At 71.7% G+C, this 19,385-nt stretch carries 23 protein-coding genes and 2 pseudogenes; 16 read left to right on the plus strand and 9 right to left on the minus strand.

Annotated features, from left to right (window positions below):
• The first annotated feature begins 62 nt into the window (after positions 1-62).
• Entirely contained in the window at positions 63-479 is a 417-nt protein-coding gene (locus ABEB13_RS08555; protein WP_345704984.1) for an SAV_915 family protein, read from the plus strand.
• A gap of 37 nt (positions 480-516) precedes the next feature.
• Here ABEB13_RS08555 and ABEB13_RS08560 read toward each other — a convergent pair whose 3' ends face one another.
• The gene (locus ABEB13_RS08560) at positions 517-1,899 is read right to left on the minus strand and encodes an FAD-dependent oxidoreductase (protein WP_345704985.1); all 1,383 of its coding nucleotides are present in this window, start codon (positions 1,897-1,899) and stop codon (positions 517-519) included.
• A gap of 131 nt (positions 1,900-2,030) precedes the next feature.
• Between ABEB13_RS08560 and ABEB13_RS08565 the strand changes: the two genes are divergently transcribed.
• From ABEB13_RS08565 to ABEB13_RS08575, 3 genes are all read left to right on the plus strand, one after another.
• Complete coding sequence (locus ABEB13_RS08565; RefSeq protein ID WP_345704986.1) at positions 2,031-2,384, plus strand: metalloregulator ArsR/SmtB family transcription factor; 354 nt, start codon at positions 2,031-2,033, stop codon at positions 2,382-2,384.
• Positions 2,385-2,893: 509 nt separating this feature from the next.
• Positions 2,894-3,556: a hypothetical protein gene (locus ABEB13_RS08570; protein ID WP_345704987.1), complete on the plus strand. Its 663-nt coding sequence runs from the start codon at positions 2,894-2,896 to the stop codon at positions 3,554-3,556.
• Positions 3,553-4,440, plus strand: a complete 888-nt coding sequence (locus ABEB13_RS08575; RefSeq protein WP_345704988.1) for a hypothetical protein — start codon at positions 3,553-3,555, stop codon at positions 4,438-4,440. Before ABEB13_RS08570 ends, ABEB13_RS08575 begins: the two co-directional genes overlap by 4 nt.
• 112 nt (positions 4,441-4,552) lie before the next feature.
• On the opposite strand, the gene ABEB13_RS08580 is transcribed toward ABEB13_RS08575, so the two are convergent.
• Positions 4,553-5,311: an aquaporin gene (locus ABEB13_RS08580; protein WP_345709597.1), complete on the minus strand. Its 759-nt coding sequence runs from the start codon at positions 5,309-5,311 to the stop codon at positions 4,553-4,555.
• A gap of 116 nt (positions 5,312-5,427) precedes the next feature.
• Complete coding sequence (locus tag ABEB13_RS08585) at positions 5,428-5,739, minus strand: ArsR/SmtB family transcription factor (protein WP_345704989.1); 312 nt, start codon at positions 5,737-5,739, stop codon at positions 5,428-5,430.
• A 159-nt stretch (positions 5,740-5,898) separates the two neighbouring features.
• Between ABEB13_RS08585 and ABEB13_RS08590 the strand changes: the two genes are divergently transcribed.
• Both ABEB13_RS08590 and ABEB13_RS08595 read left to right on the plus strand, forming a co-directional pair.
• The gene (locus ABEB13_RS08590; protein ID WP_345704990.1) at positions 5,899-6,306 is read left to right on the plus strand and encodes an arsenate reductase ArsC; all 408 of its coding nucleotides are present in this window, start codon (positions 5,899-5,901) and stop codon (positions 6,304-6,306) included.
• A 178-nt stretch (positions 6,307-6,484) separates the two neighbouring features.
• A complete protein-coding gene (locus ABEB13_RS08595; protein ID WP_345709598.1) occupies positions 6,485-6,955 on the plus strand; it encodes a GNAT family N-acetyltransferase in 471 nt (156 codons plus the stop codon).
• 544 nt (positions 6,956-7,499) lie between these two features.
• Here the strand turns inward: ABEB13_RS08595 and ABEB13_RS08600 are convergent.
• Positions 7,500-8,420 carry a hypothetical protein gene (locus ABEB13_RS08600; protein ID WP_345704991.1) on the minus strand — a complete coding sequence of 307 codons (921 nt, stop codon included), beginning with the start codon at positions 8,418-8,420 and terminating at the stop codon, positions 7,500-7,502.
• 96 nt (positions 8,421-8,516) lie between these two features.
• Positions 8,517-8,942, minus strand: a complete 426-nt coding sequence (locus tag ABEB13_RS08605) for a hypothetical protein (RefSeq protein WP_345704992.1) — start codon at positions 8,940-8,942, stop codon at positions 8,517-8,519.
• Between the two features lie 323 nt (positions 8,943-9,265).
• Here ABEB13_RS08605 and ABEB13_RS08610 point away from each other — a divergent pair, with 323 nt between their 5' ends.
• The 8 genes and pseudogenes from ABEB13_RS08610 (at position 9,266) to ABEB13_RS08635 (ending at position 15,052) form a co-directional block, all read left to right on the plus strand.
• A complete protein-coding gene (locus tag ABEB13_RS08610; RefSeq protein ID WP_345704993.1) occupies positions 9,266-10,630 on the plus strand; it encodes a peptidoglycan-binding protein in 1,365 nt (454 codons plus the stop codon).
• Between the two features lie 112 nt (positions 10,631-10,742).
• Positions 10,743-10,979: pseudogene (locus ABEB13_RS40415) on the plus strand (ATP-binding cassette domain-containing protein); the annotation flags it as partial.
• A gap of 119 nt (positions 10,980-11,098) precedes the next feature.
• A pseudogene (locus tag ABEB13_RS40420) lies at positions 11,099-11,161 on the plus strand (hypothetical protein); the annotation flags it as partial.
• A gap of 90 nt (positions 11,162-11,251) precedes the next feature.
• A complete protein-coding gene (locus ABEB13_RS40425; protein WP_425559986.1) occupies positions 11,252-11,389 on the plus strand; it encodes a hypothetical protein in 138 nt (45 codons plus the stop codon).
• Positions 11,386-12,603 carry an ABC transporter permease gene (locus ABEB13_RS08620; RefSeq protein WP_345704994.1) on the plus strand — a complete coding sequence of 406 codons (1,218 nt, stop codon included), beginning with the start codon at positions 11,386-11,388 and terminating at the stop codon, positions 12,601-12,603. Before ABEB13_RS40425 ends, ABEB13_RS08620 begins: the two co-directional genes overlap by 4 nt.
• A gap of 486 nt (positions 12,604-13,089) precedes the next feature.
• Positions 13,090-13,575 carry a hypothetical protein gene (locus tag ABEB13_RS08625; RefSeq protein ID WP_345704995.1) on the plus strand — a complete coding sequence of 162 codons (486 nt, stop codon included), beginning with the start codon at positions 13,090-13,092 and terminating at the stop codon, positions 13,573-13,575.
• Between the two features lie 101 nt (positions 13,576-13,676).
• Positions 13,677-14,642 (plus strand): hypothetical protein, encoded by a 966-nt coding sequence (locus ABEB13_RS08630; RefSeq protein ID WP_345704996.1) that lies wholly within the window; start codon positions 13,677-13,679, stop codon positions 14,640-14,642.
• A 95-nt stretch (positions 14,643-14,737) separates the two neighbouring features.
• Positions 14,738-15,052, plus strand: coding sequence for a hypothetical protein (locus ABEB13_RS08635; RefSeq protein WP_345704997.1), 315 nt, complete (start codon positions 14,738-14,740; stop codon positions 15,050-15,052).
• 25 nt (positions 15,053-15,077) lie between these two features.
• Here ABEB13_RS08635 and ABEB13_RS08640 read toward each other — a convergent pair whose 3' ends face one another.
• Both ABEB13_RS08640 and sigK read right to left on the minus strand, forming a co-directional pair.
• On the minus strand, positions 15,078-15,473 hold the full coding sequence (locus ABEB13_RS08640) for a hypothetical protein (protein ID WP_345704998.1): 396 nt from the start codon (positions 15,471-15,473) through the stop codon (positions 15,078-15,080).
• A 149-nt stretch (positions 15,474-15,622) separates the two neighbouring features.
• Positions 15,623-16,258, minus strand: coding sequence for an ECF RNA polymerase sigma factor SigK (sigK, locus tag ABEB13_RS08645; RefSeq protein WP_345709599.1), 636 nt, complete (start codon positions 16,256-16,258; stop codon positions 15,623-15,625).
• A 194-nt stretch (positions 16,259-16,452) separates the two neighbouring features.
• Here sigK and ABEB13_RS08650 point away from each other — a divergent pair, with 194 nt between their 5' ends.
• Together ABEB13_RS08650 and ABEB13_RS08655 are read left to right on the plus strand one after the other, a co-directional pair.
• Positions 16,453-16,752 carry a DUF4193 domain-containing protein gene (locus ABEB13_RS08650; protein WP_345704999.1) on the plus strand — a complete coding sequence of 100 codons (300 nt, stop codon included), beginning with the start codon at positions 16,453-16,455 and terminating at the stop codon, positions 16,750-16,752.
• A 169-nt stretch (positions 16,753-16,921) separates the two neighbouring features.
• Positions 16,922-17,902, plus strand: a complete 981-nt coding sequence (locus ABEB13_RS08655; RefSeq protein ID WP_345705000.1) for a tyrosine-type recombinase/integrase — start codon at positions 16,922-16,924, stop codon at positions 17,900-17,902.
• Positions 17,903-18,035: 133 nt separating this feature from the next.
• Here ABEB13_RS08655 and ABEB13_RS08660 read toward each other — a convergent pair whose 3' ends face one another.
• Positions 18,036-18,728 (minus strand): SDR family oxidoreductase, encoded by a 693-nt coding sequence (locus ABEB13_RS08660; RefSeq protein WP_345705001.1) that lies wholly within the window; start codon positions 18,726-18,728, stop codon positions 18,036-18,038.
• Between the two features lie 143 nt (positions 18,729-18,871).
• A complete protein-coding gene (locus ABEB13_RS08665; RefSeq protein ID WP_345705002.1) occupies positions 18,872-19,369 on the minus strand; it encodes a GNAT family N-acetyltransferase in 498 nt (165 codons plus the stop codon).
• Positions 19,370-19,385 lie beyond the last annotated feature (16 nt).

Raw genomic sequence — 19,385 nt, forward strand, 5'->3', positions numbered from 1 at the left:
CCGACGGACGGGGAGGACCACCTCCCACACGTCGGGCCCGCCGACCCTTTCGGAGGACCACCATGACCTGCCGCTGCACCACCGAGGAAGAACCGGAACCTTCCGAACCCGCCCCGGCCGGACGCCTGCTCGTCCCCGTCCGGCCGGGACCGCTGGGCGACACCGCCCGTCTCTTCCGAACGCCGCTCGGCGCCCGCACCGCGGTCGCCTTCACCAGTCCGGGCCGGCTCGTCGCGGCGCTCGGCACCGCGCAGCCCTGGATCACGCTTGCCGAACCCGTGCTGCGGTCCCTGACCGGGCCGCTCGGCGTCACGTCCCCGATCGTCGATCCCCCACTGGTCGCGCCCGCCGCCCGCCCGGTCTCCGGCCGGTGGGAGACCCACCCGGTGGCGTCCGGCGAACAACTCCCGCAGCCCAAGGGGACATCTCGCCCTCCCGTCCCCGCCGCCCCGGGCCCGCACGGCCACCGCACCCGCTGATGCCGGGGCTCGACCTGACCGGCGGTCACCGACACGGTCAGCAGCAGCCGGAGGGGGAGCCGCCCCTCTCCGCGGCCGCACCGAGGGTGATCAACTGCGGTGCCGCGGGCACCGAGCAGCAGCCGCCACCGCCCGCCCGCTCGGCGTCGGGCCGGTCGAAGAGCCCGGCTCCGCCGCACACGCCGGTCTCCGGCAGCGTCAGCTCGACCCGTGCGGCGGCCTCGTGGTCGCCGGCGAGGGCGGCGGCGACGGAGCGGACCTGCTCGTAGCCGGTCATGGCGAGGAAGGTCGGCGCCCGACCGTAGGACTTCATGCCGACCAGGTAGACCTCGCCGTCGGGATGGGAGAGCACGGCGGCGCCGTGCGGGTAGACGGTGCCGCAGGAGTGCTGGTTGGGGTCGATCAGCGGGGCGAGGGCGGCGGGGGCCTGCAGGCGCTCGTCGAGGCCGAGCCGGACTTCGGACAGGAAGGACAGGTCCGGGCGCAGACCGGTGAGCACGACGACCTCGTCCAGCGGCTCGCTGCGGCGGCCGTCCTCGGAGATCAGGACCACCCGGCCGTCGGCCCCTTCGACGGCTGCGGTGCGGAAGGCGGTGAGGGTGCTGGCATGTCCGGCCTCGACGGCCGCCTTGGCCCGGAGGCCGAGCGCACCACGGGCAGGGAGCCGGTCGGCCTCACCGCCGCCGTAGGTCGAGCCGGTGACGCCTCGCCGGAGCACCCACACCGCGTGGGTGCCGTTCTCCTCCTGCGCCAGGGCGGCGAGTTGGGCGAGGGCGGTGAAGGCGGAGGCTCCGGTGCCGACGACGGCGGTGCGGCGCCCCGCGTACCGGGCACGGACCGCAGGGTCCGTCAGATCGGGGATGCGGTAGGAGATGCGGTCGCTCGCGGCCCGCTCGCCGAGGGCGGGCAGGCCGTCGGCGCCGAGCGGGTTGGGGGTGGACCAGGTGCCGGAGGCGTCGATGACGGCGCGTGCCGCGAGGCGCTCCTCCGCTCCGTCGGCCGTGCTGACGTGGACGGTCCAGGGCTGCTCGGAGCGGCCCGCGTCGACGATCCGGTCCCGTCCGGCGCGGGCGACGCCGGTGACCCGGGTGTTGCAGCGGACGCGGTCACCGAGGACGTCGGCGAGCGGCTGCAGGTACCGGTCGGCCCAGTCGGCGCCGGTCGGGTAGGCCGAGCCGTCGGGGCGGCGCCATCCGGTGGGGGCGAGGAGCCGTACGGCGGCAAGGTCGACGACTTCGTCCCAGGGCGAGAACAGCCGGACGTGTCCCCACTGGCGCACCGCGGTGCCGGCGGCGGGGCCGGCCTCCAGCACGAGCGGGTCCAGCCCCTGCTCGATCAGGTGTGCGGCGGCGGCGAGCCCGACGGGACCGGCGCCGACCACGACGATCGGCAGCGGCCGGGCGGTGCTGTTCTCGCTCATCACGGTCCTCCAGGTGATTCGGGTGATTCGGGTGAAGGAAGGCGGTCGGCCGGCCAGGGACGCGCTGATTCGACATTCGTCGATATATCTCGAGCTTGCCGCACTGCATCGATGGATGTCAACATAGACGCATGTCGAACCTGGAGCTGCCGATCCTGGAGCCGGACGCGGCGCCGTGCTGCCCGCCGATCACCTCCGCCGAGCTGTCCGTCGAGGATTCGGTGCGGATGGCCGCGATGTTCAAGGCGCTGGCCGACCCGGTGCGGCTGCGACTGTTCTCGAAGATCGCCTCGCACCCGGGCGGAGAGGCCTGCGTCTGCGACATCCAGGACGTCGGGGTGTCCCAGCCGACCGTCTCGCACCACCTGAGGAAGCTCCGCGAGGCCGGGCTGCTCACCAGCGAGCGCCGGGGCACCTGGGTCTACTACCGGGTCGCACCCTCGGCGGTGGCCGGCATGGCCGCCCTGCTGGACCTGACGCGCTGAGCCGCCGAACTCCCCGGCGAATCTTCCGGAGAATGCGCAGGCCGGCGATTTTTCCAGGAGCCCGACCGGTCACCCTCGGTGTCGCCCGCCACGACTCGAACCGGGGATTCGGTCCGTACACTCCCGAGATGTGACAATCGGTCACAATTGCCAAGGCGCCCGGCACTGCCGACTCCCCACGCCTCCGATGGACACGCTTGATTGTCCATCAATGAAGGAGGAGAGTGAGAGGACAAGGAAGCGTGGGCCGGGGCGCCCGAACGCGCGGGCGAGCCACCGCTCGGGGCACACGGAACGCACGGCGCGCACGGAGACGAGGGCGTCGAGAGCCCGACAGGGCCCTGCACAGCCGGCGGCCGGCCGAAGGTCCGTGGCAGCGCCGCGCAGCCCTGCCGTTCCGGACGGCCCCGGCCCGTCATGCCCAGCGAAAACCCAGATTCCGGTGCCGTGGTCCGGCTTCGCGGTATCTCTGCCGCCCGTCGGCCGTGCACCCGTGAAGAGGTACAGCCATGCCTGATGATTTCAGCCTTCCGCCGCCCGAACTTCTGCGCGTCGAATTGGTGGACCTCGGCCCCGTCATCGACCCCCCGTTCAGTGATGCCAAGAGTTTCCGCCGACACCTGCCGCACGTGCAGACCACGCCGGTGGAGTTCGAGCCGATGGAATCCAACCTCGCCGACGACGGACGGCGGCGCGCGGTGGAGGTGGCACTCGCGTCCGAAGCGGTCGACAGGGAGTTGACCGGCAAGCGCTGCGACGTCCTCGGGGTCGGATCGGCAGCGACCGGGCGGGACAGCGAACACCCGCTGGTGACCATGTACAACTACACCGACGGCCAGGTCGTGGAGGCACTGGTCGACCTCGATGCCGCCAGGGTTCTCGAAGTGAGCACGGCGGATCGGCAACCTCCGCTGGCGGCTGCCGAGCGCAGCCAGGCCCTGGAACTGCTCCGCGGCGCGGACGGACTGGTGGACCCCGACATCGACCTCGGCACCGGCATGGGTCTGATCGTCGAGGAGGTCGACTTCCGCAGCCCGCGGTACGGGCACCGGCTGGTCGACCTGCGGTTCGGCCCCAGGGACAGGCGCCTGCCGATCGCGTTCGCCGTCGTCGACCTCACCGACCAGGCCGTCGTCACGGCCGGCCGGATACCCCAGGAGATGTCGTCATGACCGTGCAATCCCTGTCCGGAACCTTCGTCCGGTCGTCCGGCGGACAGGTGCAGTGGCCGCCGGAGGCCCCGGTGTGGAGCTTCCAGTGGCAGATGGTCGACGGAGACAGTGAGGCCATCGCCTTCACCAACGTGCGCTACAAGGGCCAGACCGTCCTGTACAAGGCGAGCCTGCCGATGATCCGGGTCCAGTACGACGGCCCTGCGGGCCCGTACAAGGATGCCCTGAGCAGCGGGAACATGCAGGGGCCTGTCAAGGTCTACGAAGGCACGAATCCGGCCTACCGCTTCCTCGTGGTCGAGAGCTACCACACCATCGGCAACTACCGGCTGACGAACCGATGGATCTTCCGCAGCGACGGGATCATCCTGCCGCAGCTGTACAGCGCCGGACTGCAGGCGCCGTACAACCACCGGCACCACGTGTACTGGCGCTTCGACTTCGACATCGTCGGCGCCGCGAACAACCTCGCGCTGGAACACCTCCAGGTCGGTACGGACTGGGGCTACGGCCCCGGCTGGCTGCCGTACGGCACGGAATCGGTGGTCGCCCGCTCGCCCCGGAGCACCTACGCGGTGCTGAACAAGTCCAATCCGCTCGGCACCCTGACGGGGTACGTGATCGCACCGGGCCCGTTCGACGGTGTCGCCGACGGGTTCGGACGACTGGACGCGGCGGTACTGGCCTACCACGGCACCGAGGACCTGCGGGGGCGGCTGGGGACGTCCCAGGACGACCAGATCCTCACCCAGGCGACCGGCGAGAACATCAACGGCCAGGACCTGGTGCTGTGGTGGTGCGCGCACCTCGATCACCACGCCAGCGAGGGCGGCAGCGAGTGGCACGTGTGCGGGCCGATCCTGCAGCCGTTCGGCTACCCGTGACGGCGGCCGGCCCCGCCCGCCGGATGCCCCGGCCGGCCGGGCCCGCCGTGGCGCCGGACGCACCGACGGCCCCCTCCCGTTCACCCGGGGAGAGGGCCGTCGCCGTGTCCGGTCAGCCTCCCGTGGAGCGGCGGCCGCGGTGGGTGAAGACCAGCGCGACCAGGGCCAGGCCCACCGCGCCGCCGACGAACTGCATGCCGACGAAGGCCGGCACGGAGCCCGGTGCGATGCCGGCGAAGGTGTCGGTGAACGCGCGGCCGATCGTGACCGCCGGGTTGGCGAAGGAGGTGGAGGAGGTGAACCAGTACGCCGCGCCGATGTAGGAGGCGACGGCGACGGGGGCGAACCGCACCCGGTCGGTCCTGGCCAGGCCGAGGATCAGCAGCACCAGGCCCGCGGTGGCGACCACCTCTCCGAGCAACAGGTGCCCCGCGGAGCGGTCGTGCGTCGACCACCGCACCGGAGCCCTGCCGAACATCGCGTCCGCCAGGATCGCCCCGCCGATCGCGCCGACGATCTGGGCCGGGATGTAAGCGGCGACCTCCCGCAGGCCGATCCCCTCGGCCTTCCGCCGGCCCGTCCACCACTCGGCCAGCGTCACCACCGGGTTGAAGTGCGCGCCCGAGACGGGACCGAGCAGCAGGATCAGCACACCGAGCCCGAAGACGGTGGCCAGCGAATTGGCCAGCAGCTGCAGGCCGACGTCGCCGCTGAGCCCGGTGGCCTGGATCCCGGAGCCGACCACGACCGCCACCAGGGCGGCGGTCCCGACCAGTTCTGCCGCCACCCGGTTGCGCAGCGGCACGACGGGCGCCGGCCCCGGGGCCGGTTCGGGCGACCCCGCGGTGGTCGGTGCGGGATCGGTGGCCATGGGATCGGAGGCCACCGGATCGGTGTCCATGGGCCGGACGGGGCTGTCGGTGCTCACGGCGTGACTCCTTGTGCCGCGGGCGGCCGGGGCCGACCGGGCGGAACGGGTTCGGTGACTCAGCAGGACCGTTTGCGGTCGGCGGCAGCACCCTCGCGAGCACGCACGGCCAGGGCCGCGTACTCGTCGGCGAGCATCTGCAGCGCCTCGGGGCGCAGCCGGTAGTAGGTGAAGCGCCCGCAGGGCTCGGTGTCGACGACACCGGCGTCCCGGAGGATCCTCAGGTGGTTGGAGAGGTTGGTCTGGCGCGCGCCGGTCTCGGCCACCAGGTGGGTGGTGCAGAGCGCCTCATGGGCGAGGAGCCGGACGATCTGCATCCGCAGCGGATCGGCCAGGGCCTTCAACAGATCACCATCGACTGACGTCACCATGGGCTGATACGTTACAGGCGAAGTCCAGGCCTGGCGAGTCCGATCGAGCAGCCGGAAGCGGGCCCGCCCGAACGGGCGACGCCCACCGCGCGCCGGTGGAGTCGCCCGGACCACGTCACGCCCGCCGGCGAGCGGGCCGGAATCCGCAAGGACACCCGCATGCCCGCACCTGCCGCGTCCGTCCTCTTCGTGTGCATCCACAACGCCGGCCGCTCCCAGATGGCCGCCGGCTTCCTGCGGCACCTGGCCGGCGACCGGGTCGAGGTCCGCTCGGCCGGTTCGGCCCCGGGCGACCGGGTCAACCCGGCCGCCGTCGCGGCCATGGCCGAACTCGGTATCGACCTCTCCGACCAGACGCCCAAGATCCTGACCACGGAGGCGGTCGAGACCTCGGACTACGTCATCACCATGGGCTGCGGCGACGCCTGCCCGTACTTCCCCGGCAAGACCTACCTGGACTGGAAGCTGGAGGACCCGGCAGGCCAGGGCGTCGAGGCCGTCCGGCCGATCCGCGACGGGATCAGGCTGCTCGTCGAGGGCCTGATCGCCGAGATCGACGCGAGGTAGCCGCCCCGACGCGAGGTCCCGCACGCCCGGCACCCGCACGCCTGCCCTATCGTTGACCGTCGATGGAGCAGGGCGAATCCCCGCGAAGGAGTGTGACGACCTCGTGTCCCGGCGCCCCCACGACGCAGGCATCCCCCGCACCGACCTGCCGACGGCCCCTGGTTCTTCCGTCGTGGCGATGACCGCGGCGCACGCCGAAGCGGTGCTCGCGATCTACCAGGCAGGCATCGACGAGGGCAACGCCACCTTCGAGACCACCGCACCCGCCTGGCCGGTGTTCGACGCCGCACGCCTGCCGGAACACCGCTGGGTCGCCGTCGACCACGACGGAACGGTCCTCGGCTGGGTCGCCGTCTCCGCGGTGTCCAGCCGATGCGTGTACGCGGGCGTGGTGGAGCACTCCGTCTACGTGCACCCCGACGCACAGGGGCGGGGAGTCGGACGGATGCTGCTGGACGCGGTCATCACCTCGACCGAGGCCGCGGGCATCTGGACCATCCAGTCCGGGATCTTTCCCGAGAACCACGCGAGCCTGGCCCTGCACCGGCGGGCGGGCTTCCGCGTGATCGGCACCCGGGAGCGCGTCGGCCGGCAGCACGGCGTCTGGCGGGACGTCATGCTGCTGGAGCGACGCAGCTCCGTCATCTGAGAGCGCAGAACCGGGGTCGGGTCCCACGCCCGCCATTTCGTCACCCTCTGTCATCACCAAGCGGGTCGTGTAGGCCGGCGGGGCCGGAGCTCCGTACGTCAGGGGCTGGGCCGCAGGAGCCGGCGGCCGCCTCGTCGCACCCCGCATTTCGGACGCCCTCACCACACATGGCCGACCACTCCGAATGGGCCCGTCGGAATCATCCGCATCCGATACGTATCCGAATGACAATGCCCACCGGACCGAAGCACGCCGGAGTGCAACGGGCCGCCGCTCGGCGTGGGCGTGGCGCTGCGCCCGGCCAATTCCCGCACACCGATCCGTTCGGCCCTCCCATCCCGCGGCAATGCCGAGCACGAGGATTCACCGGACGGCCGGAAGAAAACCCTCGGGGATCGACCCGCCGGGGCAACGGCGCTCCGGGATTCCACTCGGACCGGTTTCAGCATCCAGCTGTTCGTGAATTCAGAACCGTCCCATTCCGATCGGGGAGGATGGGAACGTCGATGGAACCCGGCCGGCGATCCGCTCCGGGGCAGCGCGACTACTTCTCGGCCGTCACATCCGCGGCCCGCTTCAGGGCGGACTGGATGTCGTCCTTCACCTTCGTGAGAGAGTCGATCTTCGCGTCGATGTCATGGCGCTGGAGGGCGCTCTCCACGGCGAACCAGATGCCGATCACGTTGTTCTTGGACTTGCACTCCAGGTCCGCGGTGGCCGTCGCGATCTCCTCCGGGGAGGGGCTGGACGCCGCCCACTTCCGGTCGTTCATCGCATCCATCGGCGAGGGGTAGGAATACCCCTTCTCCTTCATGCAGGAACTCCACGCGGCGAATGCCTTCTTGACCCGCGGGTCCTCGATGGAGCGCTGGTAGTCGCCCAGGTTGATGTCGTCGGCGAGTTCGGCCTCCTTCATTCCCCGGCCCGGCTGCACCTTGCCGGTGGCTTCCTGGGTGCATCCGCCGTAGGGCACCGACTGGCCGTTCGCCGCGGTCTTCGCGCTCTGCGAAGGAGAGGCCTTGATCTGCCCCGGCTCCAGACCTCCGGTCAGGACCTGACGCTCCTCGTCGGTGAGCGTGGGCTGGCCGGACTTGTCGGCGCTGAAGCCGGCCGGGGCGTGGTAGCCGTAGGAAGAGGCGACCGAGAGGTCCGTGGCACCGTAGCGGCGGACGGTCTGCGTGATGGGGCTGTCCAGGTTCGGGGTCAGCGGCGCGTAGGTGTATCCGAACCGCGCCATGCAGCGCACTTCGAGGATGTTGATGGCGTTCTGGACCTGCGCCATCTGCCGGCCGTTCAGCAGATAGTCCTCGATGGGAAGGGTCTTGTCCTTGGCCGTCGTCATCATCGGAATACTGGTGACGTCGACCGGGCCCGGCGAACCGTGCGCCGAATTCGTGACGGCGGAGCATCCGGTGGTCAGCACGGCGAGAACGCCGATCGCGGCGGCGAGGTGAGCGGTGCGCATGGAACCTTTCCTGTCCTCTACGGTGTGGACGGATGCCGCCACGCCGCCCGGCCCGCGCGCTGGGCCGGGCGGCGTGGAATGGGCGGTGGTGATCCGTCAGCCCCAGGACTGCGAGGCGTTCTCGTTCTTCAGGGTGGAGTTCAGGTTCGCGTCACCGAAGACGCCGATGGTCTGAACAGCGCCCTGCTGGTTCGAGTTGTACCAGATGTGCAGCGTGAGGTTGTGGTCCCAGTTCGACACCGAGGCCGCGTTGTTCTTCACCGCGACACCGGCGCCGTTGCTGCCGCCGGCCCAGCTGTGGAAGGTGTAGGTCTTGCCACTGTCGGTGTAGTTGTTGGCGTACGGGTCACCGACGCGGGCACCGGCGTAGTTCGAGTTGAAGTAGAGGCAGGCGTCGCCACCGGCACCGTTGTCGCTGTCGGTGCAGGAGCTGGTGTTGTCGGCGAACGCGATTCCGGAGCCGAGCACGGCCGCGGTGACGGCGGCGGCGGCCACGAATGCGGACTTACGAACGAAGGACATTTCTGAACCCTTTCGGAAATGCGCCGCGGGGTGGCGAATTCGCCGCGGGAACGAATCCCGTATCCCCGTCGCCCCGAGCGGGGCGGCGTCCCAGACACTCCTCCCTGAACGGACGGGTCGTCAATCGATCTTTTCCATGGGCGAGTTGACGGCCGGGCCGGACGAAGAGGCGTGAGCTGGGCCATCTCACCATGTGGACATTTTCGTGTGGCGCAGATCACATGAGCCCTGTCCGATTTGCCATGCCCTGAACGACCTTCCTTGACTCATCGTCACCTTCGTTGGCAGCCTTCGACGTTCACCCGGGTCGTCGAGGAGTCGAAGTGACAGAGCTGTTGGAACAGAACGTCGGGCCACGGGACGAGGAGCAGGCGCCGCCCTCGGGCGCGGCCTCACGCCGCCGGCTCTTCATCGCGCTGGCGGTGGCGTCCGCGCTCCTGGCCACCGGCGGCGTCGTGGCCTCGACGTACGTCAAGTCGCCGGGCCAGCTGGCGGCCGAGACCAAGGCGCCACCGCTGTCGATGATCACCGCGACGGTCGAGAAGCGCGTCCTGTCCGACACGGTGGTCGCACGCGGGAGCGTCGAGGCCTCGTCGCAGTTCCAGGTCACCCCGCTCGGCGGCGGCCAGGGTGCAGCGGTGCAGGTCGTGACGGCGGTCCACGTCAAGACGGGCGATGCCGTCCGGCCCGGGGACGTCCTGCTGGAGGTCTCCGGGCGGCCGCTGATCGCCCTGCCCGGAGCGGTTCCGATCTACCGCGATCTGAAGCCCGGCGACCACGGGACGGACGTCGCCCAGCTGCAGGCCGCGCTCAAGAGCCTCGGCTACCCGACAACCGGGGACGACGGCGGCAGGTTCGGGCCGGCCACGAAGCAGGCGGTGGCGAAGATGTACGCCCACCTCGGCTTCGACCACCCGGTCACCGGCGTCGACGACCAGGCGAAGCTGAAGACCGCCCAGCAGGCGGTCGACACCGCGCAACGGCAGGTCGACGCCCTCGACGCGCAGATCCACGCGGCCTCGGGGACCCCCGCGACGACCCCGCCCGGCGGGAAGTCCGGGGCGTCCGGCGGCGGCGAAAGCCTGGCGACCCAACTCGCCTACGCCAAGAAGGCGCTGCTCTCGGCCCAGGACGACTACCGGACCACGGTCGACACCACCGGGCCGATGATCCCGATCTCCGAGGCGGTGTTCCTCCCGGCCTTCCCCGCCCAGGTCACCGCGTTCACCGCCAAGGTCGGCGACCCCGTGAAGGCACCGCTGATCACGCTGTCGACCGGCCGCCTCGGCGTGCACTCCCAGATGACGCCCGACCGAGCGGCCCTGCTCAAGCCCGGCATGCCGGTCGAGATCACCGTGACGGCGACCGGCAAGCACGTCGCCGGGAAGATCACCTCGATCGGCGAGCCCTCCGCCGCCGACGCCCAGGCGGACGGCGGACAGGGCGGAGGATCCGGCGGCGGCGCGCTGACCAGCAGGGTCACCATCGACCCCGTCGACGACCTGGGCCCGGAGTGGGCCGGCAAGGACGTCCAGCTCACCGTCACCTCGGCCTCCAGCGGGGCGGACGTCCTGGTCGTGCCGCTCTCCGCCGTGTCCACCGGCGCTGACGGAGTCGCCTCCGTGGTAAAAGCCACGAAGGACAGCTCCGGGCCCCCACCCGCCGGGTGCAGGTCGTCGCCGGCCTGACCGGAGGCGGATTCGTCCAGGTCACACCCGTCCGGTCCGGCGAACTCGCCCAGGGCGACCAGGTGCTGGTGAGCGGATCATGACCGAAGTCATCCGCATGACCGGGATCGGCATGACGTACCCCGGCACACCGCCGGTCCAGGCCCTGCGCCCGCTCGACCTCACGGTCTCCGCCGGCCAGTACGTCACGGTCGTCGGCCCCTCGGGATCGGGCAAGTCGACGTTCCTGAACATCGCCGGGCTCATCGACCGCCCGACCGAGGGCACCTACGAGCTCGACGGACTCGACACGGCCGCCCTGCCGGACGCGGACCGCACGGCACTGCGCGGGCGCCGCATCGGATTCGTCTTCCAGGCCTTCCACCTGCTGCCCTACCGCACGGCGACGGAGAACGTGATCCTCGCCCAGCTCTACAACGGCACCCCCGCCGGCAGCGGCAGGGCCGGGCCGTCGAGGCGCTCCGGCAGGTGGGGCTCGGGCACCGGCTCGACGCCCTGCCCACCCGGATGTCCGGAGGCGAGCGCCAGCGCGTCGCCATCGCCCGGGCCCTCGTCAACCAGCCGGCCCTGCTGCTGTGCGACGAGCCGACCGGCAACCTCGACTCCGCGACCGCCGAGTCCGTGCTGCGGCTGCTCGACTCGCTGCACCGGGACGGCCTGACGATCATGGTCATCACCCACGACCCGGCCGTGGCGACCCGCGGCCAGCGGAGCCTCGCCATCCGGGACGGCGTGCTCGGCGAGCGGGTGAACGCATGAAGACGACCGTTGCCCCCTCCCGGTTCTCCGTCCACGACCTCGTCTCCGAAGCACTGTCGGGCGTCCTGCAGCGCCCCGGCCGCTCGGTGCTGACCATGCTCGGCACCGTCCTCGGGATCGGCGCCTTCGTCGCCGTGCTCGGTCTCACCGCCACCGCGAGCAGCCAGATCGACGGCCGGTTCAACCTCCTGGCCGCCACCGAGGTGACCGTGCAGGACATCGGCCCCGGCGACGAGGGTGCGCCCATGGCGTTCCCGGCGGACGCCTCGGCCCGGGCCCGGGCCATCAACGGCACGGTCGGCGCAGGCATCTGGTGGCCGCTGCCGATCCACCCGAAGGCCGTCGCCTCCTCGCCCTTCGCACCGGAGGGCACCGGCCAGGGCCTCGGGCTGTACGCGGCCGAGCCCGAAGCCCTGGTGGCGATGCATCCGACGCTCGCCGACGGCGTGCTCTTCGGGCGCTTCCACCAGGACCGGAAGGAACGCGTCGCCGTCCTGGGCCGGGGCGCGGCCGAGCGCCTGGGCATCAGCCGGCTCGACGCGCAGCCCGCGGTCTTCATCGACGGGTCGCCCTACACGGTGGTCGGCATCCTCGACGACATCAGCCGGTTCCCCGAGCTGCTGAACGCCGTCGTCATCCCGTCCAGCACCGCCATGGCGGCGTACGGCTCCCCGCAGGACCCGCGGGCGAGCATGGTGGTGGACACCAGGATGGGCGCGGCGCAGGTGGTGGCCGGTCAGCTCGCCCTCGCACTCCGGCCGGACGCCCCGCAGTTCCTCAAGGTGTCGGCCCCGCCGGACCCGACCACGCTGAAGAGCGGGGTCGCCAACGACCTCGGCACGCTCTTCCTGCTGCTCGCCGGCATATCACTGCTGATCGGAGCGGTCGGGATCGCCAACACCACCCTCGTCGCGGTCCTCGAACGCAGCGGCGAGATCGGCCTGCGCCGTGCGTTGGGGGCGCGCCCTCGGCACGTCGCGTTCCAGTTCCTGACCGAGTCCGCGGCGCTCGGCACGCTCGGCGGGCTCGTCGGCACGTGCCTCGGTGTCGCCGTCGTGCTGGCCGTCGCCGTCGCGCAGGACTGGACCGCGGCGCTCTCCATGTGGGCCGTCCTCCCGGCCCCGCTGATCGGGTCGGTCACCGGGATCCTGGCGGGCAGCTACCCCTCGCTGCGGGCCGCCAGGATCGAGCCCGTCGAGGCCCTGCGCCGGTGAATCCGCAGGTCGGAGCGGTGATGGGGGTGGGCGTAGCGTCCCGGAGGAGGGGGTGTGCGCCGGCGATACAAGGGCGATACGACCTGCGCTACCGGCGGCGCCTAGCCTTCGGGGCATGACCACGGCGGCGGGCCGGTGCCCGTTCGTCGGAACCGGAGCCCGTGGTGGGCAGCTCCGGTCCCGACGAACGGGGACGGACCACATCGGGTCGAATCTTATGAAAGTGCGCAAAAGCGGACAGAATTCGGGACCCACAAACGGCCCTGGAGCCGCCGAACTCGGAACCACCGGGGTGCCGGACCATTTCGGTCCCCATCCAGCCGTCACGGGCCTCCTGTGGCTTTTGGCCCTCCGTGCCTGGCCGTCGAACCTCGGCGGGCTGTCCACGCCCCTGGAAAGACCGGTCAAACCCGGTGATATCGGGCCCGGCGATCCCGTCCGGACCCACCGGTACCAGCCCCTCCCCCTGACGACGGAGTCCCTGCTGTGAAGCTTTCACCCTCGAAGAGCCGGCGCGGAGTTCGGGCCGCCGTCCTGGCCACGGTGGCCGCGGCGGCGAGCCTCGCCACCGCGCTGCCTGCGTTCGCCGAAGCGCCGGCGGCCAACGACGACAATGACTCGTACTACTCGTCGGAGAAGTGCGCGGCACACTCGGACTGGTTCCGCTTCCGCCTCTTCTACAACTCCGGCTACCAGGGGGCCTGGGTCAACGCCGGCCACGGCATCGGCAACTTCGACGCCCTGCAGACGAACAACGGCGTCAAGGCACTCACCTTCTGCTCCGGCACGGGCAACGGCGCCGGCCAGAACGTCAAGAACAACACCGCCTCCGTCTACAACTACGGCGGCCACCTGGTCGTGGTCAGCGTGAACTCCTGGTCCCACGGCGACACCGACGCGTTCTACCCCAACACCGGCGGCAACCTCGTCGCCACGTACAACAACAACGCCAGCATGGCCGTCTACGAGTAACCCTCGTGCGCCGGGCCCGACACAAGGAGCAGCCGATCGTGCGCGGTGCATCCACCGGAGCGGCACACCGCACGGCGCGGGGATCGGCGACGGTGCTCCTGGTGATGACATCCGTTCTGGTGGGGGGCTTGGCGGCCGGGTCGTCCGCCGCCGGACCCACCTCCTTCCCGTCCGCATCCATCCCGTCCGCGTCCGGCACACCGACCGCTCCCGGGCCCATCGCCGGGACGGACCCCGACCCGGCGGCATGGCACCTCCCGCTGGAGGCCTACCGCCCCAGCTGGGCCCAGGAGTCGACGATCGGACGGGCCGAGTCCGCGCTCGTCGAGCAGTGCATGAACGGCCTCGGCGTCACATGGCGGCGGGCCCCCGAGATTCCCAGGATCGGGCCCCGTACCCTGACCGACTGGCGGTACGGCATCCATGACGCCGAGCTGTCCGCGGCCCGCGGCTACAAGCCGGACGCCGCCGAACAGGCCCGGTACGACGCGGCGCTCCGAGCCCAGCAGGCGGAACCCACCCCCTCGACGGAGACGCTGGTCGCCCTCGGCGGTGTCCAGGGCCTGCCCCCGGAGGAGGCGGACGCGGCCGCCGCAGCCGCCGGGCGACTGGCGGCGGCCGGCCGGAGGATTCCGCAGGAAGGCTGCTACGGCGAGGCGCGCCGCACTCTCGGCAGCGCGACCCGCGGGGTGTCCGCGCTGGTCAGGGAGCTGTCGAGCCGGTCCTTCGCGGAGTCGCAGACGCAACCGGAGGTGCGGGAGGTCTTCGCCCGGTGGTCCTCCTGCATGCGCGGGCAGGGTTACGACTACGCCGCTCCGATGGACGCGAACGACGACGCCCGGTTCGCGGCCGACCCGCACATCGTCACGCCGCTGGAGACCGCCACGGCCTCGGCCGACATCGTCTGCCGGCGCCGGACCGGGGTCGCCGAGATCTGGTTCGGCGCCGAGTCGAAAGTCCAGCGGCGGCTCATCGCGGAGAACGCCACCCGGCTCGCCGCCGACCGGAGCGTCCTCGACCACGTGCTGCGGACCACCGCCGACATTCTGGACCGGCAGCCGTCCTGACCTGGGTGTGACGGGTGACGGGTGTGGACGCCGGGGGCGGCCGGTGGGATGATCAACTGCTCTCCGGCGCACGTCCGGTGGGCGAGTGAGGCATCGTGAAGATCTACCTGGCCCTACCCGTCGTCCTGCTGGCGTCGCTCTTCGCCGCCTCCGGTGTGGCGGCGATCAGCCGCGGCTGGGTGCTGCCCATGAACCGGCGCCATGTCCGTCTCCCCCGCCGCTACGGCTGGGGCCAACTGGTGGTGGCCCTCGCACTGTGCTGGCAGTTGGTCTTCGGTCTGGCGGTCGACACCTTCGGCATCCGGCAGTGGGGCACGCTGACCGGCAGCGGAGTGATGCTGGTCGGCCTCGTCCTGATGATGAGGGGTCAGCGAGGCACCGGCGGACGCAAGGACAGCAGCACGCAGTGACGGCTCCGCCGGGCCCGAACAGGCTTCACCCCTCGTACTGCCCCGACCGCGGCGCGCCAACCGCGTGCGCGGACGGGGAGACCGCAGTTGCCCCCGTCGCGACCTCGATCCACCGCATCGACTCCGCGACGGGCTCGGCAAGCCGCAGGTGCTGTCCGTGACTGCGGGCGAGGTGAACGAGATCCACCCAGCGGTCCTCCGCCCAGGCGCGACCGGCATCGGCGCGGAGCTGGACCAGCTCCGCCACCTCGGCCGAGGCGTTCCCCTGGTCGCCGTCGAGACCCGGCCCACCGAGGCGACAGTCCGTCCCGCCCGCGGCCGGGGCCCCCTGGGACGGGCGGAGCGCGGCAATGCGAGCGGCCGCCGCATCCCGCAGTCCCCTCGCGAGATGATCGGCATGCAGGGCAACGGTCGTGATCATCCCGATACCGTACAGAGGACACCCGGTTTCTGACGCGGCGACAGGCCGACGGCCGACCTGCGCACTCCACGACCCTGGGCGCTCCCCGCCTCCCGGCTCCTTCCTCCCGACTCGCTGTCTCACCGCTCGCCGTCCCACTGCTCGCCGCCTCACTGCTCGGCTGCGAGGAGGCGCCTCATCCGGATGAGCCCGTCGCGCATACGGGTCTTGACGGTGCCGAGAGGCGCACCGACGGCATCGGCTATCTGCGTCTGGGTGAGGCCGCCGTAGTAGGCGAGGGTCAGACACTGCCGCTGGACCTCGCTCAGTTCCCCCAGGCATTCCCGCACCCGGTCGCCGTCCAGCCTGCGCTCGACCGCCTCGACGACCTCGTCGGACGGCGGGAGGTGCGAGGCGGCGGTCACCCGCCTGTCCCGGTCGGCTGAGGCCCGGACCGAACGCACGCGGTCGACGGCGCGGCTGTGGGCGATGGTCAGGACCCAGGCCGCCACCCCGCCCCGCTCGGGCCGGTAGCGCGCAGCCGTGCGCCAGACCTCCAGCAGAACCTCCTGCGTCACCTCCTCGGACTGCGCCGCATCCCTCAGCACTCGTCGGACGAGCCCCAGCACCGGCCCCGCCATGGCGTCGTACAGCAGCCCGAAAGCCCGTTCGTCACCCGCCGCGACCAGCGGCATCACGCCGTCCAGCCCGTCGCCGACCTGCGACGACGGGGGCCCTGCGGTGGCGGGGGAGTCGAGTGGGCGTACCTGCGGTGCGGTCACGGCACGACTCTTCCGGGTCGACATGCGCCCTGCGACTTGCAGCGTTCGTGCGTCGATAGGGTCGGCCGGGGACACACCGGCAGGTCGCCCGTCCGCCGCGTCTGCCGGGCTGCCGCCCGCACCTGTGCTCTCATCGAGCGGGTGGCGTCCGCCACGGCGGGCCGAGCGCACCTCCTGCCCGGCCCGTACCGACAGAGATCACCGCAGGGAGATCACCAGTGGCCACCGATTTCGACGCGCCGCGTGCGGGCGAGGACGATCAGCAGGACGACGGCCTCCGCACGCTGAAGGCCACCCGCGCCACGGCGAGGGCTTCCACGGTCGACGTCGTCGACCAACTGGAGGCCGACTACGCCACGGAGTTGCCCGGCGCGGACCTCTCCGGCGAGGATCTCAGCGTCCCCGTACTCCCCAAGCAGCAGGACGAGTTCACCTGCACCGCGTGCTACCTCGTGCACCACCGCAGCCGACTCGCCCGCAGCAGGAAGAACCAGCAGATCTGCCGCGACTGCGACTGACGCGCCGCCGGGCGGACAGCCGGAAGCGGCGGGCACCACCGGGGCGGGGAGCCGGAGACGGCGGGCACCACCTCGCCGCCCTCCCCCGGGGGACGGTGGCGCCCCAGGCCAGTTATTGGCGACGTGCGGAGCCGGGTGCGGTCCCGGCTCTCGGCCCTAGAGTGGCCCCATGGCAGACGTTCCGGTGAGCACGCCGCCCTCGATCGAGGAGCTGAACGCCGCGGTCGAATGCGCCTGCGCACCGCCCACGAGCGCGTCCCGGGCGAAGCAACTGCGGTGGGTCGCCGGTGAGATCCGCACTGCCCTGGAGCGGGACGCCGTCCCGGCGGCGGCCGCCCGGTCGCTCGGCGAACTGCTGGCGCCGGACACCCTCGCCGCCTACCTCCGGGCCGCCGAACTGGGCCTGCTGCGGCGGAAGCCGACCGCACGGCCGGACCAGGCGTCGTCGGCGTCCATGAAGGTGCGGGAGGACTGCCTGCAGATCCTCGGCGCCCGGGCGGGGCTCGCCGTCGTACTCCCGGACCGCGACCTGCAGGTCGTGCTCCGGCCGGTGGTCGCCGCCCGTCCGCGGAGCATTCTGCTCGGCCACCTGGAACGCGCGGTCCGGCCGGGCCGGTCGCAGGCCCGGAGCCGGGTGCTCGCCATCATCGCCACGGTGATGGACACCGGCTGCCGGGCCGGCGAGCTCTGCACCCTTCGCGTGGACGACGTCGACCTCCGCCGGGGCAGGATCCGGGTCACCCGGCTTCCCCAGCACCGGGATCTGCTGGCCGAACCGGTCACCGAGACGGTCGCGCTGTCCGGTCCGGGTCGGGCCGCCCTGCGGGACTGGCTGACCGTCCGCAGCCGCCTGGTCCTGCGCGACGCCGCGAAGCCCGCCGGCCCGACGAACGAGACCACCACCGCCCTGTGGGTGAGCATCTCCCCCAGCGGCCGCAGCCGGCCCGGCCTTCCGCTGCACTTCCGGGGCCTGGCCCGGGCCTACGTCCGCGAGATCCAGGCCCTCAACATCGACATGGCCGGCGAGCCCGGCTGGGAGCCGCTGCCGAAGCGGATGGAGCAACTGCGCCGCGCCATCGACCTCGAACCGGCCGACCTCCAGGGCGTGACCGTCCTCCGCCGCACCGCCACTCCGCTCCCCGACCCATAGCCCGGGGTCGTCGTCAGTGCCCGCGAGGACACCCGCGCCGTGAAGGCGCCTCCTCCACTCCCCACCGGATCATGCGAGTCCTCCCCCGCCCGACTGCCCGGCTTTCGGCGCCGCTTCGATCGCCTTACTCGCGTCAGCCGAGCTGCCCGGTCGGGCGCATGGTGATCTGGTTGATGTCCACGCCCGCGGGCTGGTTGAGCGCGAAGGCGATCGCGGCCGCGATCTGCTCGGGGGTCATCGCCTCCTCGGGGGTGCCGCCGCGCTCGGCCCAGAACGCGGTGTCGACCACTCCGGGGGCGACGACGGTCACGCCGATGCGGTCCTTGCCGACCAGCAGCCGGGTGTTCTCCGCCAGCGCGTGCGCGGCCCACTTGGTGACCGAGTACAGGTTGCCGGGCGTGTTGCGCACCCCGGCGACGGAACCGACGAACACGATCCGGCCCTGCGATGCCCTCAACTGCGGCAGCGTCTCACGCACCAGCAGGGCCGGGCCCAGAACGTTGGTGAGGACCATGGCGCGCATGTCCTCGGGGGCGTGGCTCTCCAGGTTGCCGGGCAGCGAGAAACCGGCGTTGGCAGTGACGTTGTCCAGTCGGCCCCACCCCTGGACAACGCGGCCCACGGCGGCGGCCACGTCCTCCGGCTCGGCGGCGTCGCCAGTGATCGTCAGGAGCCGCTCACCCGCTCCGGCCGAATCGGCGAAGGCGGCCAGCTTGCCCGCGTCACGTCCGGTGACCGCCACACGGTGGCCCTGCTTGAGGAGGGTGCGGGCGGTGGCGGCACCGATTCCGGTCGATCCACCTGTGATCAGCGTGACGGGCTCCATGCAGCGGCCTCCTCGGCGACGTGGTCATCAGTTCCCCAAAACGCCTGCACTATACGTGGGGTGAGCTGCTGCCAGGGGTGTCACCGGCCCCGGGCCCGCTCCGCCGCCGGTGCGAGCTCCCACGGGACATCGGACCGGGTGTCTCAGGGGGCAGGGGGCAGCGCCAGCCAGTCCTGCCAGCTGATGTCGCGGCCCAGGTAGCGGGGTTGCCGGAAGGGCCAGTCGGCGGCGATCCACTGCGGCACCAGCGCGTCGAACGCGCGCTCCGCCTCGCCGCCGACGAGTGCGTCGACGACCCACCAGGAGATCTCGCCGTCGGAGCCGGCGCGCTCGGGCGGGTCGATGTAGACGCAGCCGAGGACGGCCGTCTCCTCCTCGTCCAGCAGTGCGTAGTTGAAGGACTGGTGCGCGACCATCTCCTTCTCGTGCCGCCGCAGGTCGATGCGGTTCTCCTCCGCCGTCATCGTCTCCTTGGGCCAGCCCCAGGCCGGCCCGAACATCTCCCACAGGCGCTCGCGGGATCCCATCACGGCGGGGTGGTCGATCGACGCGTCCGCCTCCCGGATCGGCCGGAGGTGAAGTGCGCTGTCGGGCACGGGCACGTGGACGGGGTGGACGAAGTCGTCAGGCAGCCAACTCATGAGGGTCGAGGCTACT

The sequence above is a fragment of the Kitasatospora paranensis genome (genome assembly GCF_039544005.1).
In the GTDB taxonomy this organism is placed as follows: domain Bacteria; phylum Actinomycetota; class Actinomycetes; order Streptomycetales; family Streptomycetaceae; genus Kitasatospora; species Kitasatospora paranensis.